We start from the raw sequence: 14,403 nt of genomic DNA, 5'->3' as shown, positions 1-14,403 counted from the left end.
GCCATGGGCAGCGGAATGTGGTCCACCGACGTGTACGACGCCGCCGACCGGTACCGCCGGGCCACCGGCACCAGCGCGTTCGCCTACAGCGACAGCGGGGCCCGGAAGGTGCACCCGGCGCTGGACCCGCGCGATTCGGTGCGGGAGAGCCGCGACTCCGCCGAGCACCCGCAGTCGACCCCGGTCGCCGTGCTCTTCGACGTGACCGGCTCGATGGGGCACGTGCCCCGTACGCTCCAGGCCAAGCTGCCGCAGCTGCTGGGTCTGCTGCTGCGGCAGGGGTACGCCCGCGACCCGCAGATCATGTTCGGCGCGATCGGCGACGCCACCTGTGACCGGGTCCCGTTGCAGGTGGGCCAGTTCGAGTCCGACAACCGGATGGACGACGACCTCGGCCGGATCGTGCTGGAGGGCGGCGGTGGCGGCCAGATGATGGAGTCGTACGAGCTCGCGCTCTACTTCATGGCCCGGCACACCGTCACCGACAGCTGGGAGAAGCGTGGCCGCCGCGGCTACCTGTTCATCATCGGCGACGAACTGGCGTACTCGAAGGTGAAGTCGGCCGAGGTGAGTCGGTGGATCGGCGGCGACCTGCGCAAGGACATGCCGGTGCAGCAGATCGTCGACGAGGTGACCCGGCGCTGGGACACCTACTACCTGCTCCCCGCCGGCAGCCACTACGCCGGTAACCGCAAGGTGCTCGACTTCTGGCGCGGGCTGCTCGGCCAGAACGCCCTGGAACTCGACGACCTGGACGCGGTCTGCGAGACCATCGCGCTCACCGTCGGCCTCGGCGAGCAGGCCATCGACCTCGACACCGGCCTGCGCGACCTGGACCGGGCGGGCTCGACGGCCACCGGCACCGTGTCGAAGGCGCTGGCCCGCATCGGCAACACCGGCCGACGTACCGAGACGTCCCGGCTGCCGGCCACCGGGACCGGCCGTGGCGGAGTCGTGCGGCTGTGAACGGGCTGATGACGGGCCGGGACGGGCTGGACGACGAACACACCATCGTGGTCGACCTCGGGTACGGCGACGCCGGGAAGGGCACGGTCGTGGACTGGCTCTGCGCGACCCGGCCGGTGCACACCGTGGTCCGCTTCAACGGGGGCGCGCAGGCGGCGCACAACGTCGTCCTGCGCGACGGGCGGCACCACACCTTCGCCCAGTTCGGCGCGGGCACGTTCCACCCCGGCGTGTGGACGCACCTGTCCCGGCACGTCGTCGTCGACCCGCTGGCACTGGCCGCCGAGGCCGACCACCTCGCCGACGTCGGGGTGCCCGACGCGCTCGACCGGCTGACCGTGGACGGGGAGGCGCTGCTGGCCACCCCGTACCACCGGGCCGCCAACCGGGCGCGGGAGTTGTCCCGGGGAGCCGACCGGCACGGCTCCTGCGGGCTGGGGGTGGGTGAGGCTGTCGCGTACGGTCTCGCCCACCCCGACGAGGCGCCCCGGGTGGCCGACTGCCGCAGCCCGAAGCGGCTACGCCGCCGGTTGACCGCGCTGCGGGACCGGCTCACCGCCGAACTCGGCCCGCTGGACGCACCGCCCGTCGACGACTGCCTGCCGGCCTTCACCGCCTTCGCCGAGCGGGTGGCGGTCGTCGACCGCTCCTGGTTGGCGGGGGCGCTGCGGGCCGGGCCGTGCGTGTTCGAGGGCGCGCAGGGGGTGCTGCTGGACGAGTGGCACGGCTTCCACCCGTACACGACGTGGAGCACCACCACCTTCGCCAACGCCGAGTCACTGCTGACCGAGGCCGGGCAGGCGGGGGCGGCGAGCCGACTCGGTGTGCTGCGGACGGTCACCACCCGACACGGGCCGGGACCGCTGGTCACCGAGGATCCGACCCTGCCGCTGACCGATCCGCACAACCCGACCAACCCGTGGCAGGGGCGCTTCCGGTTCGGTCACTTCGATGCGGTCGCGCACGCGTACGCCCTGGCGGCCGCCGGTGGGGTCGACGGCCTGGCGCTGACCCACCTGGATCTCGCCGAACGCGGCCTCGACCTGCGCATCTGCCGTCGTTACGAAGGGCTGGACCGGCTGCTGCCCGGCCCGCCCGGCGATCTCGACCGGCAGGCCGCACTGACCGCCCGGCTGCTGCGCGCCCGCCCGGTGTACGACGACGACTCACCGACCGACTGGCCGCAGGCGGTCGGCGAGGCGCTCGGCGCACCCGTCGTACTCACCTCCCACGGCCCCACCGCCGCCGACAAAAACCTGCTGGCGAGGGTGTAAGGAAGGGCACCTTATTAACGCCTGGTGTAGAGGAAGGGCCCCTTCTTAACGGTCGGTGCCCCGAGCATGGAGTCATGGAAGCCGCGATCGACCTGCTCCGGCAGACCCTCACCTCGCCCTGGGTGTACCTGCTGCTGTTCGGGCTCACCACGGTCGACGCGATCTTCCCGCTGGTGCCGGCCGAGGCGGCGGTCATCACGGCCACCGTGCTCGCCACCGGCGGTGAGCCGAACCTCGCGCTGCTGCTCGTGGTGGCCACGCTCGGCGCCGCGGCCGGCGACCACCTCTCGTACGCCGTGGGGCGCGGCGGCGGATCGCGCAAGCTCGACCACTCGCCGGTCGACAGCCGCCGCCGGGCCGGATCGGAGTGGGCCCGACGGGCCGTGGACCGGCGCGGCGGCATGATCCTGGTCGCCGCCCGCTACGTCCCCGGTGGGCGTACGGCGGTCACCCTGACCATGGGAGCGGTCCGCTACCCGCTGCGGTCGTTCCTCCTGTTCGACCTGATCGGCTCGGTCACCTGGGCCTTCTACTGTGTGCTGCTCGGTGTCTTCGGCGGGCTCGCCTTCGAACGTCACCCGCTGCACGGGATCCTGGCGGGAATCGGTCTGTCGCTCGTGATCACCCTGGGGCTGGAGTTGATCCGCTGGCTGCGGCACCACGCTCACCGTCGGGCTGCGCGCGGTGTGGACCGCGAATGTTAAGAGGGGGCCCTTCCTCTACACCAGGCGTTAATAAGGTGCCCTTCCTTACCGCTCGGGCGGATGCCAGGTGACGCCGTGCAGGAGTTGTCCCGCGCCGAGCCAGGCGACGTTCATCATCCGGGTGGCGGTCTTCTCCGGGTCGGCCTCCGGGTGGTCGGCAAGCCAGTCACCGAGCGACTCGGTAGCGCCCACCAGGGCGTACGCGACCACTTCCAGTTCGGTCTCGGCCACCTCGCGCCCTTCGGCGCGCAGTGCGTGGTCGAGCATCCCGACGACCACCTCGACGATCCTCGCCCGCATCCCGGCCAGTTCGTCGGCGAACGCCCGTTCGGCACGGGCCTGCCGGTAGAGCACCGCCCAGCCGTCGCGGTGTACGCCGACGAACCCGAAGAACGCCCGCAGCCCGTGCCAGAGCCGCTCGTCGGCCGGCAGGCCGGGCACGGCGGCCCCGGCGATCGCCTCCATCATCCGGGTCGCCTCCCGGTGCAGGCAGGCGATGAAGAGCTCTTCCTTGGTGCCGAGATAGGCGTAGACCATGGGTTTGGAGATGCCGGCACGCTCCGCGACCTCGTCCATGCTGGCGCCGTGGTACCCATGGCGGGAGAAGACCCGGACGGCCGCGTCGAGCATCTGTTGCTCACGGACGGCCCTGGGTAAGCGCTTGAAGGTGGGCCTGGTGGACACCTTGCCAGCATACCTACTCACACGTAAGGTTACGCCTGAGTAACCACTGCCCGAGAGGTGCTTCCATGACTGACTTCGACCCGGCCAACTTCGCCAACGTCGGCCCGAAGGAGTTCGCTCAGCTCGTCAAGTCCACGCCGGACGGCAAGCTCAACGAGGTGATGTCGGGCGGACTGCGCGGCAAGATCCTCGGCGAGGTCTTCGGGCGGATGCCGCAGCTGTTCCGGGCCGACCGGGCCGGCTCGACCAACGCGGTCATCCACTGGAACATCACCGGTGCCCCCGACGGCGGCACCGACACCTACGAGGTGGTCGTCGCCGACGGTGCCTGCACGGTCAACGAGACCCCGCAGCACGACCCGCGGCTGAGCCTGACCCTGGGCCCGGTCGACTTCCTCAAGGTCGTCTCCGGTGGCGCCAACCCGGTCATGATGTTCATGACCGGCAAGCTCAAGGCAAAGGGCGACCTGGGCCTCGCTGCCAACATCGCGAACCTCTTCGACATCCCCAAGGCCTGAGATGGTCGAGTTCTCGCTCGACCTGAACGAGGAACAGCGGGATCTGCGGGACTGGGTGCACGGCTTCGCCGCCGAGGTCGTGCGCCCGGCCGCGGCCGAGTGGGACGCCCGCGAGGAGACTCCGTGGCCGCTGATCCAGGAGGCGGCGAAGGTCGGGCTTTACGGCTTCGAGTTCCTCGCCACCTGCTGGGCCGACCCGACCGGCCTGTCCCTGCCGATCGCCAGCGAAGAACTCTTCTGGGGTGACGCCGGCATCGGCCTGAGCATCTTCGGCACCGGGCTCGCGGTCGCCGCGATCTACGGCACCGGCACCCCCGACCAGTTGGTCGAATGGGTGCCGCAGTGCTTCGGCGACGTCGACTCCCCGGCCGTCGCCGCCTTCTGTTCGAGCGAGCCGGAGGCCGGTTCGGACGTCGGCGCGATGCGCACCCGGGCCAGCTACGACGAAGCCACCGACGAGTGGGTGCTGCGCGGGCAGAAGGCGTACGCCACAAACGGCGGGATCGCCGGGGTGCACGTGGTGGTCGCCTCGGTCGACCCGGAACTGGGCTCGCGCGGCCAGGCCGCGTTCGTCGTACCGCCGGGCACCCCCGGACTCAGCGCCACCCGCAAGCTGCGCAAGCTGGGCCTGCGGGCCTCGCACACCGCCGACGTCTTCCTCGACGACGTCCGCGTCCCGGGTCGCTGCCTGCTCGGCGGCAAGGAGGCGCTGGACGAGCGGCTGGCCCGCGCCCGCGCCGGGAAACGCGCTTCCGGCCAGGCCGCGATGCGGACCTTCGAGCTGTCCCGGCCCACCGTCGGCGCCCAGGCGCTCGGCGTCGCCCGGGCCGCCTACGAGTACGCCCTCGACTACGCCAAGGACCGGGTCCAGTTCGGTCGTCCGATCATCACCAACCAGGCGGTCGCGTTCACCCTCGCGGACATGAAGATGGAGATCGACGCGGCTCGGCTGCTGGTCTGGCGGGCCTCCTGGATGGGGCGCAACAACCGGCCGTTCACCGCCGGCGAGGGCTCGATGTCGAAGCTCAAAGCCGGCGAGGTCGCTGTCTCGGTCACCGAGAAGGCCGTCCAACTGCTCGGCGGGGCCGGCTTCCTGCGTGACCACCCGGTGGAGCGGTGGTACCGGGACGCCAAGATCTACACCATCTTCGAAGGCACCTCGGAGATCCAGCGCCTGGTCATCTCCCGGGCGATCTCCGGCATGCAGATCCGCTGACAAGCCCGGCCCGGCCACCGCCGCAGACCTCACGGTCGCGGCGGTGCCGCCGGCCGGTACCCCTTCACCGGGTGCCGACCGACGCTGAGTGGGGGGCCGAAGCGGGCGTGGGGCGGCGGGCGCCGCGTGGCGGCCGGCTGGCTCCCGATGCATGATCGAAAGGGCTTCGAGCCTTCCGGGCGAGCAACCGAAGGAGGTACGCGGTCGTGGAGCTGCCATTCATCGTCGCCACGCTGACCCGGCGTGGCCTGCTCGCCCCGGGTCGCCCGATCCGGGTCGCCTCCCAGCTCAACGCACTACGCACCTGGGGCTGGAGCCTGGCCGGTGAACTTCGCCAGGCCGCCGCCCGCGACCCCGACCGGATCGCGATCATCGACGACCAGGGCACCGAGCTGACCTACGCCGACCTGCTGGAGCGCAGCCTGCGACTGGCCCGCGCGCTCCGCGCCGGACTGGGCGTGGCGGCCGGTGACCGGATCGGCGTGTTCGGCCGCAACCATCCGGGCCTGGTCGAGACCATCGTCGCCGCCACCCTGCTCGGCGCGGACGCGGTGCTGATCAACACCGGCCTCTCCCCGGCACAGCTGACCACTGTGGCCGAGGAACAGCGGCTACGCGTCCTGGTGCACGACGACGAGTTCGCCGAACGGCTCCTCGGGCTACCGGCCGACCTGCACCGCGTCGACGAACGGGCGCGGGAGGACCTGATCCGCACCGCCCTCCCCGGCCAACTGGACCCACCCGATCGGGACGGGCGGATCATCGTGCTGACCTCCGGCACCACCGGGACGCCGAAGGGCGCCCGTCGCCCCACCCCCACCGGGTTCGGCCCGCTTGTCGCCATCATCGACCGGATCCCGCTGCACGTCCGCGACCGGGTGATGATCGCCGCGCCGGTCTTCCACACCTGGGGGTACGCGGCCCTGCAGGTCTGCCTCGCGCTGCGGGCCACCATCGTGCTGCACCGCCGCTTCGACCCGGCCGCCACCCTGGACGCCCTGGTACGACACCGCTGCCAGGCACTGTTCGCGGTGCCGGTGATGCTGCAACGCCTGATGGAGGTGCCACCGCCGGACCCCCGGCCGCCCCTGAAGATCGTGGCGGTCAGCGGATCGGCGCTGCCCGGCGGCCTGCCCTCGGCCTTCATGGACCGGTACGGCGACGTGCTCTACAACCTGTACGGCTCCACCGAGGCGTCCTGGGCCTCCATCGCCGTCCCCGCCGACCTGCGCCAGGCACCCACCACCGCCGGCCGTCCGCCGCACGGCACCCGGCTGGCGATCCTCGACGACGACGGTCGACCCGTCCCCACCGGTCAGGTCGGCCGGGTCTTCGTCGGCAACGAGATGCTCTTCGAGGGGTACACCTCCGGGGCCGACCGGGAACGCCACGACGGCCTGCTGGACACCGGCGACCTGGGCCGACTCGACGCCGACGGTCGCCTCTTCGTCGACGGCCGGGCCGACGACATGATCGTCTCCGGTGGGGAGAACGTCTTCCCCGCCGAGGTGGAACACCTGCTCGCCCAACTCCCGCAGGTACGCGAGGCCGCCGTCGTCGGCGTACCCGACCCCGAGTACGGTCAGCGGCTCGCCGCCTTCCTCGGCCTGTACCCCGGCGAGACCCTCGACGCCGACGCGGTCCGCGAATACGTCCGGCACTACCTGGCGCGGTTCTCCGTGCCCCGCGACGTCGTCTTCGTCAAGTACCTGCCCCGCAACGCCACCGGCAAGGTCCTCACCGGCGAACTACGCGACTACATCACCGGCTGACCGCGCCGACTCCACCTGCCGCAGAACCTCGCCGGGGCACCACGATCCAGGATCGAGTGGCATCACCTTGCTGGTTAACCACTCGATCCTGGATCGAGCATGATCAAGCCGTCCGCAGGGTTGAACCTGCACGGGCCGACCTGGTGGCGTTACCGGTCGGTGGTGCGGGTGAGGGCGGTGGCGATGCTGTTGACGCGGTCGGCGAGCAGACCGAGTGCGCCGACCGCCCGGTCGACCGGGTCGTCGCCGGCACCGCCGAGGGCCCGGGTGCGTCGGAAGGCGTCCTTCACCTCGGCCCAGCGGGCGGCCTGCTCGCCAGTGAGCCGGCCGCGCAGCTCGGCGAGTTTGAGCAGGTTCGCCTCCGCGCCCGCGGCCAGGGTCTGCGCCTCGCCCAGGTAGTGGTCGTCGATCACCGCTTCCAACTCGTCGTCGGTGAGCACCGGTACGACCCGCTCGGCCAGCTTGTTCATGTTCCGGTACGAGCCCTGGAGCTGGAACGGCGGCTCGGTACGCGCGTCGTCGGACTGCGCCGCCGAGGCGATGTACGCCTGGTTGTTGGCCAGCACCACCTGCTGCACCCGCAGCAGTTTGCGCAGCACCGAGACGATCTGTTCCAACTCCACCGGCGGGTACGGATGCGACAGCTGATCGGGTCGTACGCTGTCGTCGCCGCGGGCCATCCGGACCAGCAGTTCCAGGTCGGCGCGGTCCCGACCGGCCAGCGGTGCCAGCACCGGGTTGGCGGTCAGCGAGTTCTCGATGTAGCTGAGCGCGAAGACCTCCTCCCGGCCGGAGAGCACGTCACCGAGGTTCCACACGTCGGCCCGGTTGGCGAGCATGTCCGGGATCCGGAACCGCTTGCCCGACTCGGTGTACGGGTTACCGGCCATGCACACCGCGAACCGCTTGCCGCGCAGGTCGTACGTGCGGGTACGGCCGTTCCAGACGCCCTCCATCCGGCGCTGCCCGTCGCAGAGGGAGATGAACTTCTGCAACAGCTCCGGGTTGGTGTGCTGGATGTCGTCCAGGTAGAGCAGGACGTTGTTGCCCAACTCCAGGGCGAAGGAGATCTTCTCCACCTCCTGGCGGGCGGTGGCGTCGGGCGCCTCCGCCGGATCCAGGGAGGTGACCTTCGTACCCAGGGCCGGCCCGTTCACCTTGACGAAGACCAGGCCGAGACGGCTGGCCACGTACTCCATCAGGGTGGTCTTGCCGTAACCGGGCGGGGAGATCAGCAGCAGCAGGCCGGACTGGTCGACCCGCTTGCCGTCGCCGGTCGCGCCGAGCTGCCGGGCCAGGTTGTCACCGATCAGCGGCAGGTACACCTCGTCGAGCAGCCGGTTGCGGACGAAGGCGTTCATCACCTTCGGCCGGTACTCGTCCAGCCGCAGCCGGTCCCGTTCGGCGTCCACCAGCGCGTTGCGTTGCCGCTGGTAGGCGCGGTACGCCGGAATCAGCTCGGTGCGGAAGGCACGGGTACGCGCCAACATCTCGTCGAGCCGGACGTCCAGCGTGGAGCCCTCGATGCGCGGGTGCGCGCCGAGCAGGCCGCCGACGGTCTCCGTCATGGCGGCGGCGCTGTCGGAGCGGGGCAGCTCGGTGCCGCACAACTCGACGGCGATCGCCTCCGGCAGGTCGTAGGAGGACAGCGCGCCGTCGTCGGTGGCGAGGAACGCGGTCAGCCAGGCGTCGACCAGCTGGTACCGGCCGGCCAGGTCACCGCCGAGCGCCCGCAGGTCGTCGTCGAACTCCCGGGACGAACGGGACTGTGCTCCGCCGAGCGCCCGCCGGAACCGTTCCAGCATGGTCTGCGCCCCGCTGCCGGTGACGAACCGTACCGGCGGCGCGGACAGCTCCGCGAACAGGTACTCCCCGGCCAGCCCGGTCCCGCCGGTCGGCACGGGCAGCCCGGTCTCCCGCAGGAACCCGTCGATCGCGGTGGCCAGTTCGGCGCAGAGCCGGTCGGCCGCGTCCTCGCCGTCGGGTCGGCCGAACCGCTCGCGGGCCCGGGCCAGCGAGGCGGCTCGCGCAGTCCAGGCCGTCCGGGTCGCCTCGTCGGTGCCGTACCGCCAGAACAGGCAGGCCGCGGCCCGGTCGGCCGGTGGGTAGCGCAGCAGTCCCGCGCCGGCGTGCAGGCGCAGCAGCACCCGCAGGATCTCGGCGGCGTCGTGGTCGTGCACGCCGCGCTCGTACCCCTCGTCGTAGCGGGTCTCGGCGATCCGCCGGACCAGCTCGCGCAGGTCGTCACCGTCGACCGCCGCGGTGTGCAGCGCGTCCAGGGTGAGCCCGTCGCGGCCCGCCTCGGCGGCGGACAGGATGGTGGCGGCCAGGTGCTCCGCCCGGTACACCTGCGGCGACTCGGAGACCAGCAGCTGGTCCCAGAACCGGCGGGTCTGCTGGAACTGCTCGTCTCGCACCGGGGCGCGGTAGTCGGTGCCGGTCACCGCGACGACCATCCGGCCGTCGTGCGGCACCACCGCCACGTCGATCGGCTGGGTGTTCACCGCGAAGCGGTGCCGGCCCAGCCGGATCGTCTCGCCGCCGTCGGCGTACAGGTCGAGCCGGTCGCGCAGGCCGCGCCCGGCTTCCTGGCGGGCCGCGCGGACCCGGCCGTCCAGCTCCTCGGCCCGCACCGCGTCGCCGAGGGTACGCAGCTCCTCGACCACGGTACGCAGCTTGCCGACCATCGGATCGGCCGCGAAGTAGGTGTTGATCTCGTCCAGTGAGCCGAGCGTCCCGGCCCGCCGGTGCACGCTGACCATGATCCGCTCGGCGGAGGCGACCAGCCGGTCGGCGCGGCGGGCCCGCTCGTCCAGCAGCGCCTGCTTGCGGCTGGAGAACGCCTCGTAGATGTCGGTACGCCGGGTGGCCAGCTCGGCGAGGAAGTCGTCGAACTCGCCGAACCGCGACTCCAGCTCCTCCACCCGCAGCAACAGCCGGCCGAGTTGCTCGTCGCAACGCTCGGCGGTGTCGGACGCCGCCAGTGCACCGGCCACCGCCTGCCCGAGCAGCGCGAACTCGGCGGCGAACCCGGCCCGTCCCTCCACCGCGGCCAGCTCACGACGGCGCTTGTCGAGCACCGCGCGGGCCCGGTTGACCGCGCCCAGCACCTCGCCGACCCGGCCCAGGATCGCGGTACGGACTGTCGCGTCGGCGATGTCCAGCCCACCCACCACGTCGGTGATGGTCTGCAGGCCCTCGGTACGGGCGGCCAACTCGTCGCCGACCGTGCCGGCCTCGGCCACCGTGCCGATCTCGGCAGCCCTGGTGGCGAGCCGGTCCACCTCCTGCTGGTAGCCGGTGAACGCCTCGTCCCGGCGCAGGAACTCCACCGCCCGGCGGCCGGCCACCGCCAGTTCCTCGTCCAGCCGTCCGGCCAACTCGTCGATCCGGGCGTGGTCGACATAGCGCAGCTCGCGCAGCGTCTCCAGGTGTCCCCGGGCGCGCCGCAGGCCACCCAACTGGGCCACCCAGTCGTCGGCGGTCAGGGGTGCCTCACCCCGGGCCCGGCGGGCCAGCGAGGCGATCTGCTCGGCGCTGGCCTCCACCTCGGCGCGGGCCCGCTCGGTGAGCGTACGAACCTTCTCGTGCTCCTCCAGCACGGCGGTGGCGGTACGCCGCAGCCCGGCCAGCGGGGTGGCCAGGTCGCCGAGTTCCTCCTCGCCGAGCCAGTGGTAGTGATCCCCGATCCGGCCACAGGCGGCGATCAACGCCTCGTACACCTCGGCGGTGGCGGTGCCCTCGACCATCCGGGCCGCCGAGAGCGAGTCGGAGATGCCGCGTACCAGGTCAGCGTTGCCGACCCGCTCCAACGGCCCGGTGCCGGCCGGCTGCGCGGCGGCGTACGCGTCGGAGACGTACGGCGTCTGCCAGATCTGCATCGGGTGGACCCGGGTCGGTTCCTCGGAGACGGCCCGGAACACCACGAGCGTGCCGTCGTCGAACAGCGAGAACCCGTGGCACGGGATCGGTGCGGCGACCTCCTTGCGGATCGCGTTGTACGGCAGCAACAGCGAGCGCCCGTCGGCGCGGGCGTGGAAGACGTAGAGCACGTCCTCGCCGTTGGGCGAGCGCACCACCCGCTCGAATTCGAGACCGGCCACCTCGGCGTCGAAGGTCCGGGTGACACCGGTGGCGAGGTGGTAGCCGCCGGGGAAGATGATGCCGTGGTCCTCGGGCAGCCGTTGGCAGGCCACCCCGATGCCGTCGAGCCGGACCACCTCACGGGTGATCGTGTTGAAGACCAGGTGCCGCCACTGCGTCTCCTTGTACGGCCGCAGCCGCATCAGGATCAACGTGCCGACCCGGGCCCAGTGCACGTCGGCGTCGGCGAGGCTCTGCAACGGCTCGTCCACCGGCTCGCTGTAGATGCCCTCGCCGACCTCGGTGTTGTTCTCCACCTTGACGGTCAGCGTGCCACCCACCGTCTCGACGAAGACCTCGCCGCCGATGGAGATGTGTGGGTGCCGGCCGAGGACGTGGTCCTCGCGGGTGGTCTCGATCCACTCGAAGTCGTGGCTGGGCGGAAAGACGTGATCCCGCTCGCCCCGGCTGTCCAGGTACTCCGGCACCCCGTCGACGCCGACCTGCCAGCGCAGCACCCGGATGTCCTCGGTGCGTGGCCCGGTCTGGAACACCGCCAGCAGTCGGCCGTCCACCCGACGCAGTTGCAGCAGCCGGGCCTGCCGGTAGTAGCGGTACAGCTCGGAGAAGTCGCGGACGAACTGTGGGTGGCGCAGCAGGCCGGGCAGTTCGTCGTGGCCCGCCTCGTCGAACCGGAAGGCGTCCGTGACCGGCTCGCGGACGAACCGGTGCAGGGAGAATACGTCGTCGACGCTCGTCTCCGGCTTCAACCCGATGAAGACGTTGTAGCCGAACAGCATCAGCCCGCCGACGGAGACGATGTCCCGGGGTACGCAGTTGTGCTCGGTACGGATCCGCTCGGTGCTCAGCAGCCGCAGTTCGGTGCTGCCGAAGACCTCCAGCCGTCGGGCGTTGAGCGCCTCCGCCCGCCGGGCCAGCTCGGCGGCCTGCGTGGCGAGTCGCCTGCGCAGCACCTCGTAACTGCCGTCGTCCAGTCCCGGGGCAGCGCCCGGCGAGCCGGTCGTCCCGTCTGCTCCGGCCGTCGGGACCGCCGCCTCCGCTTCGTCGATCAGGGGCACCGGGCCCGGCCGGCCGCTGGACGTACGCCCAGCGGCCGAACCGGCGGTCGGCTCACTCACCGGCGCGCTGCCTGGAGCCGGTCAGGGCGGCGACCGGAGTCTCCGCCACCCCCAGGCGCTGTGCGGCCTTCAGCAGCTCCTGGAGCTTGCCCTGGTCGGCGCCACCGGCGCGCATCTGCTGCGCCAGGAAGGCCGACAGGGTGAGGTTCTGCACGTCGGCGCTGTTCAGCGAGCCGATCATCCGGGTCAGGTCGTCGGTGAAGCTGGCGCTGCCGTCCAACCAGGGCTTGGTCAGGTTCTGCGCCACGTCCGAGTGGGCCACGAAACCGTCCACACTCTTGCCGAACGAGATCGAGCTGAGCAGCCGGTCGAAGAAGACGCTGTCCCCGCCGACGATGTCGATGTTCGCCTTCTCCAGGCCGGTGGAGACCAGCTTGGCCTGCGCCTCGGCGACCTGCCGCTGGGTGTCCAGCCCGGCGAGGCGGACCTCCTTCTCCAACTCCAGGCGCAGCCGGTACTCCTCGTGCTCCCGGGTGGCGTCGTCCAGCGCGGCCATCGCGGCGGCCTTCTCGGTGAGACCCTCGGCCTCACCCTTCAGCTTCTCGCGTACCGCGTCGGCGGCGGCCAGCAGCTTCTCGCGCTCCACCGCGACCTCCGCGCGGCCGACCTTCTCGATCGCCTCGGCGCTGCGCTCCTGGACCTGCACCTCGGCCAGGCCGGCCGCAGCGGTCTCGGCCTGGATGCCCTCGGCCAGCCGGATCTTCGCCCGGGTGTCCAGTTCGGCGGCCTGCTGCCGGGCCTCGGCCAGCACCAGTTCCTCGCGGGCCTTGTGCTTGGCGGCCGCCTCGGCTGCCTCCGCCGCCTTGATGTCCTTGACCAGGTTCTCCTGCGCCTCGGCCTCGGCCTGGATGATCACTGCCTGGCGGGTCCGCTCGGCCTCCTCGACCACCCGCAGCCGCTTGATGTTCTCCTCCTGCTCGGCCACGGTCTTCTCCACCGCGATCCGCTCCCGGATCACCTCGGCGATGGCCCGCTTCTCGGCCTCGACCTCCTTGTTCTTGGCGATCGTGCTCAGCTCGGTCTCGCGGTCCCGGCCGATGACCTCCAGCAGGCGGTCCTTCTCGATCCGCTCGGTCTCGATGGCGATGACCCGCTCGCGGTTCTTCTCGGCCACCGCGATCTCGCGGGCCCGGTTCTCGTGCTGGATGCCCAACTGCTCGTCGGTACGGATGTTCGCGGTCTCGGCGCGCAGCCGCTCCTCGGCACGTACCCGGGTGATCTCGGCCTGCTCGCGAGCCCGTACGGTCTCGATCTCGCGCTGCTGCTTGGCCTCGGCGTCCGCCTGCCGTCGCTCCAGCTCAAGAATCGCTTCCTTGGCGTCGACGTTCTGGCGGGTGATCTCCTTCTCCTCGCTGCGCCGGAACTCGTTGGTCCGGACGTTCTCCTGCGTGGTCAGCTCGGTGATCTTCCGGATGCCCTGGGCGTCCAGGATGTTCGCCGGGTCGAGCTGCGACATCGGCGTCTGCTCCAGGAAGTCGATCGCCGCGTCCTCCAGGCTGTAGCCGTTGAGGTCGGTGCCGATCACCCGGATGATCTGGTCGCGGAACTCGTCACGCTTGGTGTAGAGGTCGACGAAGTCGAGCTGCTTACCCACCGTCTTGAGCGCCTCGGAGAACTTCGCGTTGAACAGCTCCTGCAACGTCTCCCGGTCGCTGGCCCGCGCGGTGCCGATCGCCTGCGCCACCTTGATGACGTCCTCGACGGTCTTGTTGACCCGGACGAAGAAGGTGATCCGGATGTCGGCCCGGATGTTGTCGCGGCAGATCAGACCCTCGTTGCCGGTCCGTTCGATGTCGATCGTCTTGACCGAGATGTCCATGATCTCGGCCTTGTGCAGCACGGGCATCACGACCGCGCCGGTGAAGGTCACGTCGACCCGCCGGACCTTGGAGACGATCAGCGCCTTGCCCTGCTCGACCTTGCGGAACAACCGACTGACCATGAACACCACGCCGAGCGCGACGAGCAGGACGACGGCGAGGAGTACACCGATTCCGGTGGTGATGACTTCCATGGTTGGGCGCGCAGGCGGTCGACGCCGACGGCA

Annotated in this window: 8 protein-coding genes and 1 pseudogene; 6 read left to right on the top strand and 3 right to left on the bottom strand. The window is 71.2% G+C overall.

The genetic code is table 11. The features are described from left to right. Positions 1-3 precede the first annotated feature (3 nt). From VAB18032_RS00795 to VAB18032_RS00785, 3 genes and pseudogenes are all read left to right on the top strand, one after another. Positions 4-966, top strand: coding sequence for a hypothetical protein (locus VAB18032_RS00795; RefSeq protein WP_043719232.1), 963 nt, complete (start codon positions 4-6; stop codon positions 964-966). A gap of 8 nt (positions 967-974) precedes the next feature. Continuing rightward, a pseudogene (locus VAB18032_RS00790) lies at positions 975-2,289 on the top strand (adenylosuccinate synthetase). 25 nt (positions 2,290-2,314) lie between these two features. Next, positions 2,315-2,944 (top strand): DedA family protein, encoded by a 630-nt coding sequence (locus VAB18032_RS00785; protein WP_013730856.1) that lies wholly within the window; start codon positions 2,315-2,317, stop codon positions 2,942-2,944. Between the two features lie 45 nt (positions 2,945-2,989). Here the strand turns inward: VAB18032_RS00785 and VAB18032_RS00780 are convergent, their stop codons facing one another. Next, complete coding sequence (locus VAB18032_RS00780) at positions 2,990-3,628, bottom strand: TetR/AcrR family transcriptional regulator (protein ID WP_043719230.1); 639 nt, start codon at positions 3,626-3,628, stop codon at positions 2,990-2,992. Between the two features lie 65 nt (positions 3,629-3,693). On the opposite strand from VAB18032_RS00780, the gene VAB18032_RS00775 reads away from it, so the two are divergent. The 3 genes from VAB18032_RS00775 (at position 3,694) to VAB18032_RS00765 (ending at position 7,134) form a co-directional block, all read left to right on the top strand. Then, entirely contained in the window at positions 3,694-4,146 is a 453-nt protein-coding gene (locus VAB18032_RS00775; RefSeq protein ID WP_013730854.1) for an SCP2 sterol-binding domain-containing protein, read from the top strand. 1 nt (position 4,147) lies between these two features. Further along, positions 4,148-5,362, top strand: coding sequence for an acyl-CoA dehydrogenase family protein (locus VAB18032_RS00770; RefSeq protein ID WP_013730853.1), 1,215 nt, complete (start codon positions 4,148-4,150; stop codon positions 5,360-5,362). A 206-nt stretch (positions 5,363-5,568) separates the two neighbouring features. After that, positions 5,569-7,134 (top strand): AMP-binding protein, encoded by a 1,566-nt coding sequence (locus tag VAB18032_RS00765; protein WP_013730852.1) that lies wholly within the window; start codon positions 5,569-5,571, stop codon positions 7,132-7,134. A gap of 149 nt (positions 7,135-7,283) precedes the next feature. Here VAB18032_RS00765 and VAB18032_RS00760 read toward each other — a convergent pair whose 3' ends face one another. Together VAB18032_RS00760 and VAB18032_RS00755 are read right to left on the bottom strand one after the other, a co-directional pair. After that, entirely contained in the window at positions 7,284-12,356 is a 5,073-nt protein-coding gene (locus VAB18032_RS00760) for a DNA repair ATPase (RefSeq protein ID WP_013730851.1), read from the bottom strand. Further along, positions 12,349-14,370, bottom strand: a complete 2,022-nt coding sequence (locus VAB18032_RS00755; RefSeq protein WP_013730850.1) for a flotillin family protein — start codon at positions 14,368-14,370, stop codon at positions 12,349-12,351. Before VAB18032_RS00755 ends, VAB18032_RS00760 begins: the two co-directional genes overlap by 8 nt. Between the last annotated feature and the right edge of the window lie 33 nt (positions 14,371-14,403).

The organism is Micromonospora maris AB-18-032, assembly GCF_000204155.1.
GTDB lineage: Bacteria > Actinomycetota > Actinomycetes > Mycobacteriales > Micromonosporaceae > Micromonospora > Micromonospora gifhornensis.
This window is presented reverse-complemented; position numbering and strand designations above follow the sequence as displayed.

What these genes read in the sequence shown, in the direction of transcription:
- VAB18032_RS00795 (WP_043719232.1), top strand. Translation starts at nt 4, where the DNA reads ATGGGCAGCGGAATGTGGTCCACCGACGTGTACGACGCCGCCGACCGG.
- VAB18032_RS00785 (WP_013730856.1), top strand. Translation starts at nt 2,315, where the DNA reads ATGGAAGCCGCGATCGACCTGCTCCGGCAGACCCTCACCTCGCCCTGG.
- VAB18032_RS00775 (WP_013730854.1), top strand. Translation starts at nt 3,694, where the DNA reads ATGACTGACTTCGACCCGGCCAACTTCGCCAACGTCGGCCCGAAGGAG.
- VAB18032_RS00770 (WP_013730853.1), top strand. Translation starts at nt 4,148, where the DNA reads ATGGTCGAGTTCTCGCTCGACCTGAACGAGGAACAGCGGGATCTGCGG.
- VAB18032_RS00755 (WP_013730850.1), bottom strand. Translation starts at nt 14,370, where the DNA reads ATGGAAGTCATCACCACCGGAATCGGTGTACTCCTCGCCGTCGTCCTG.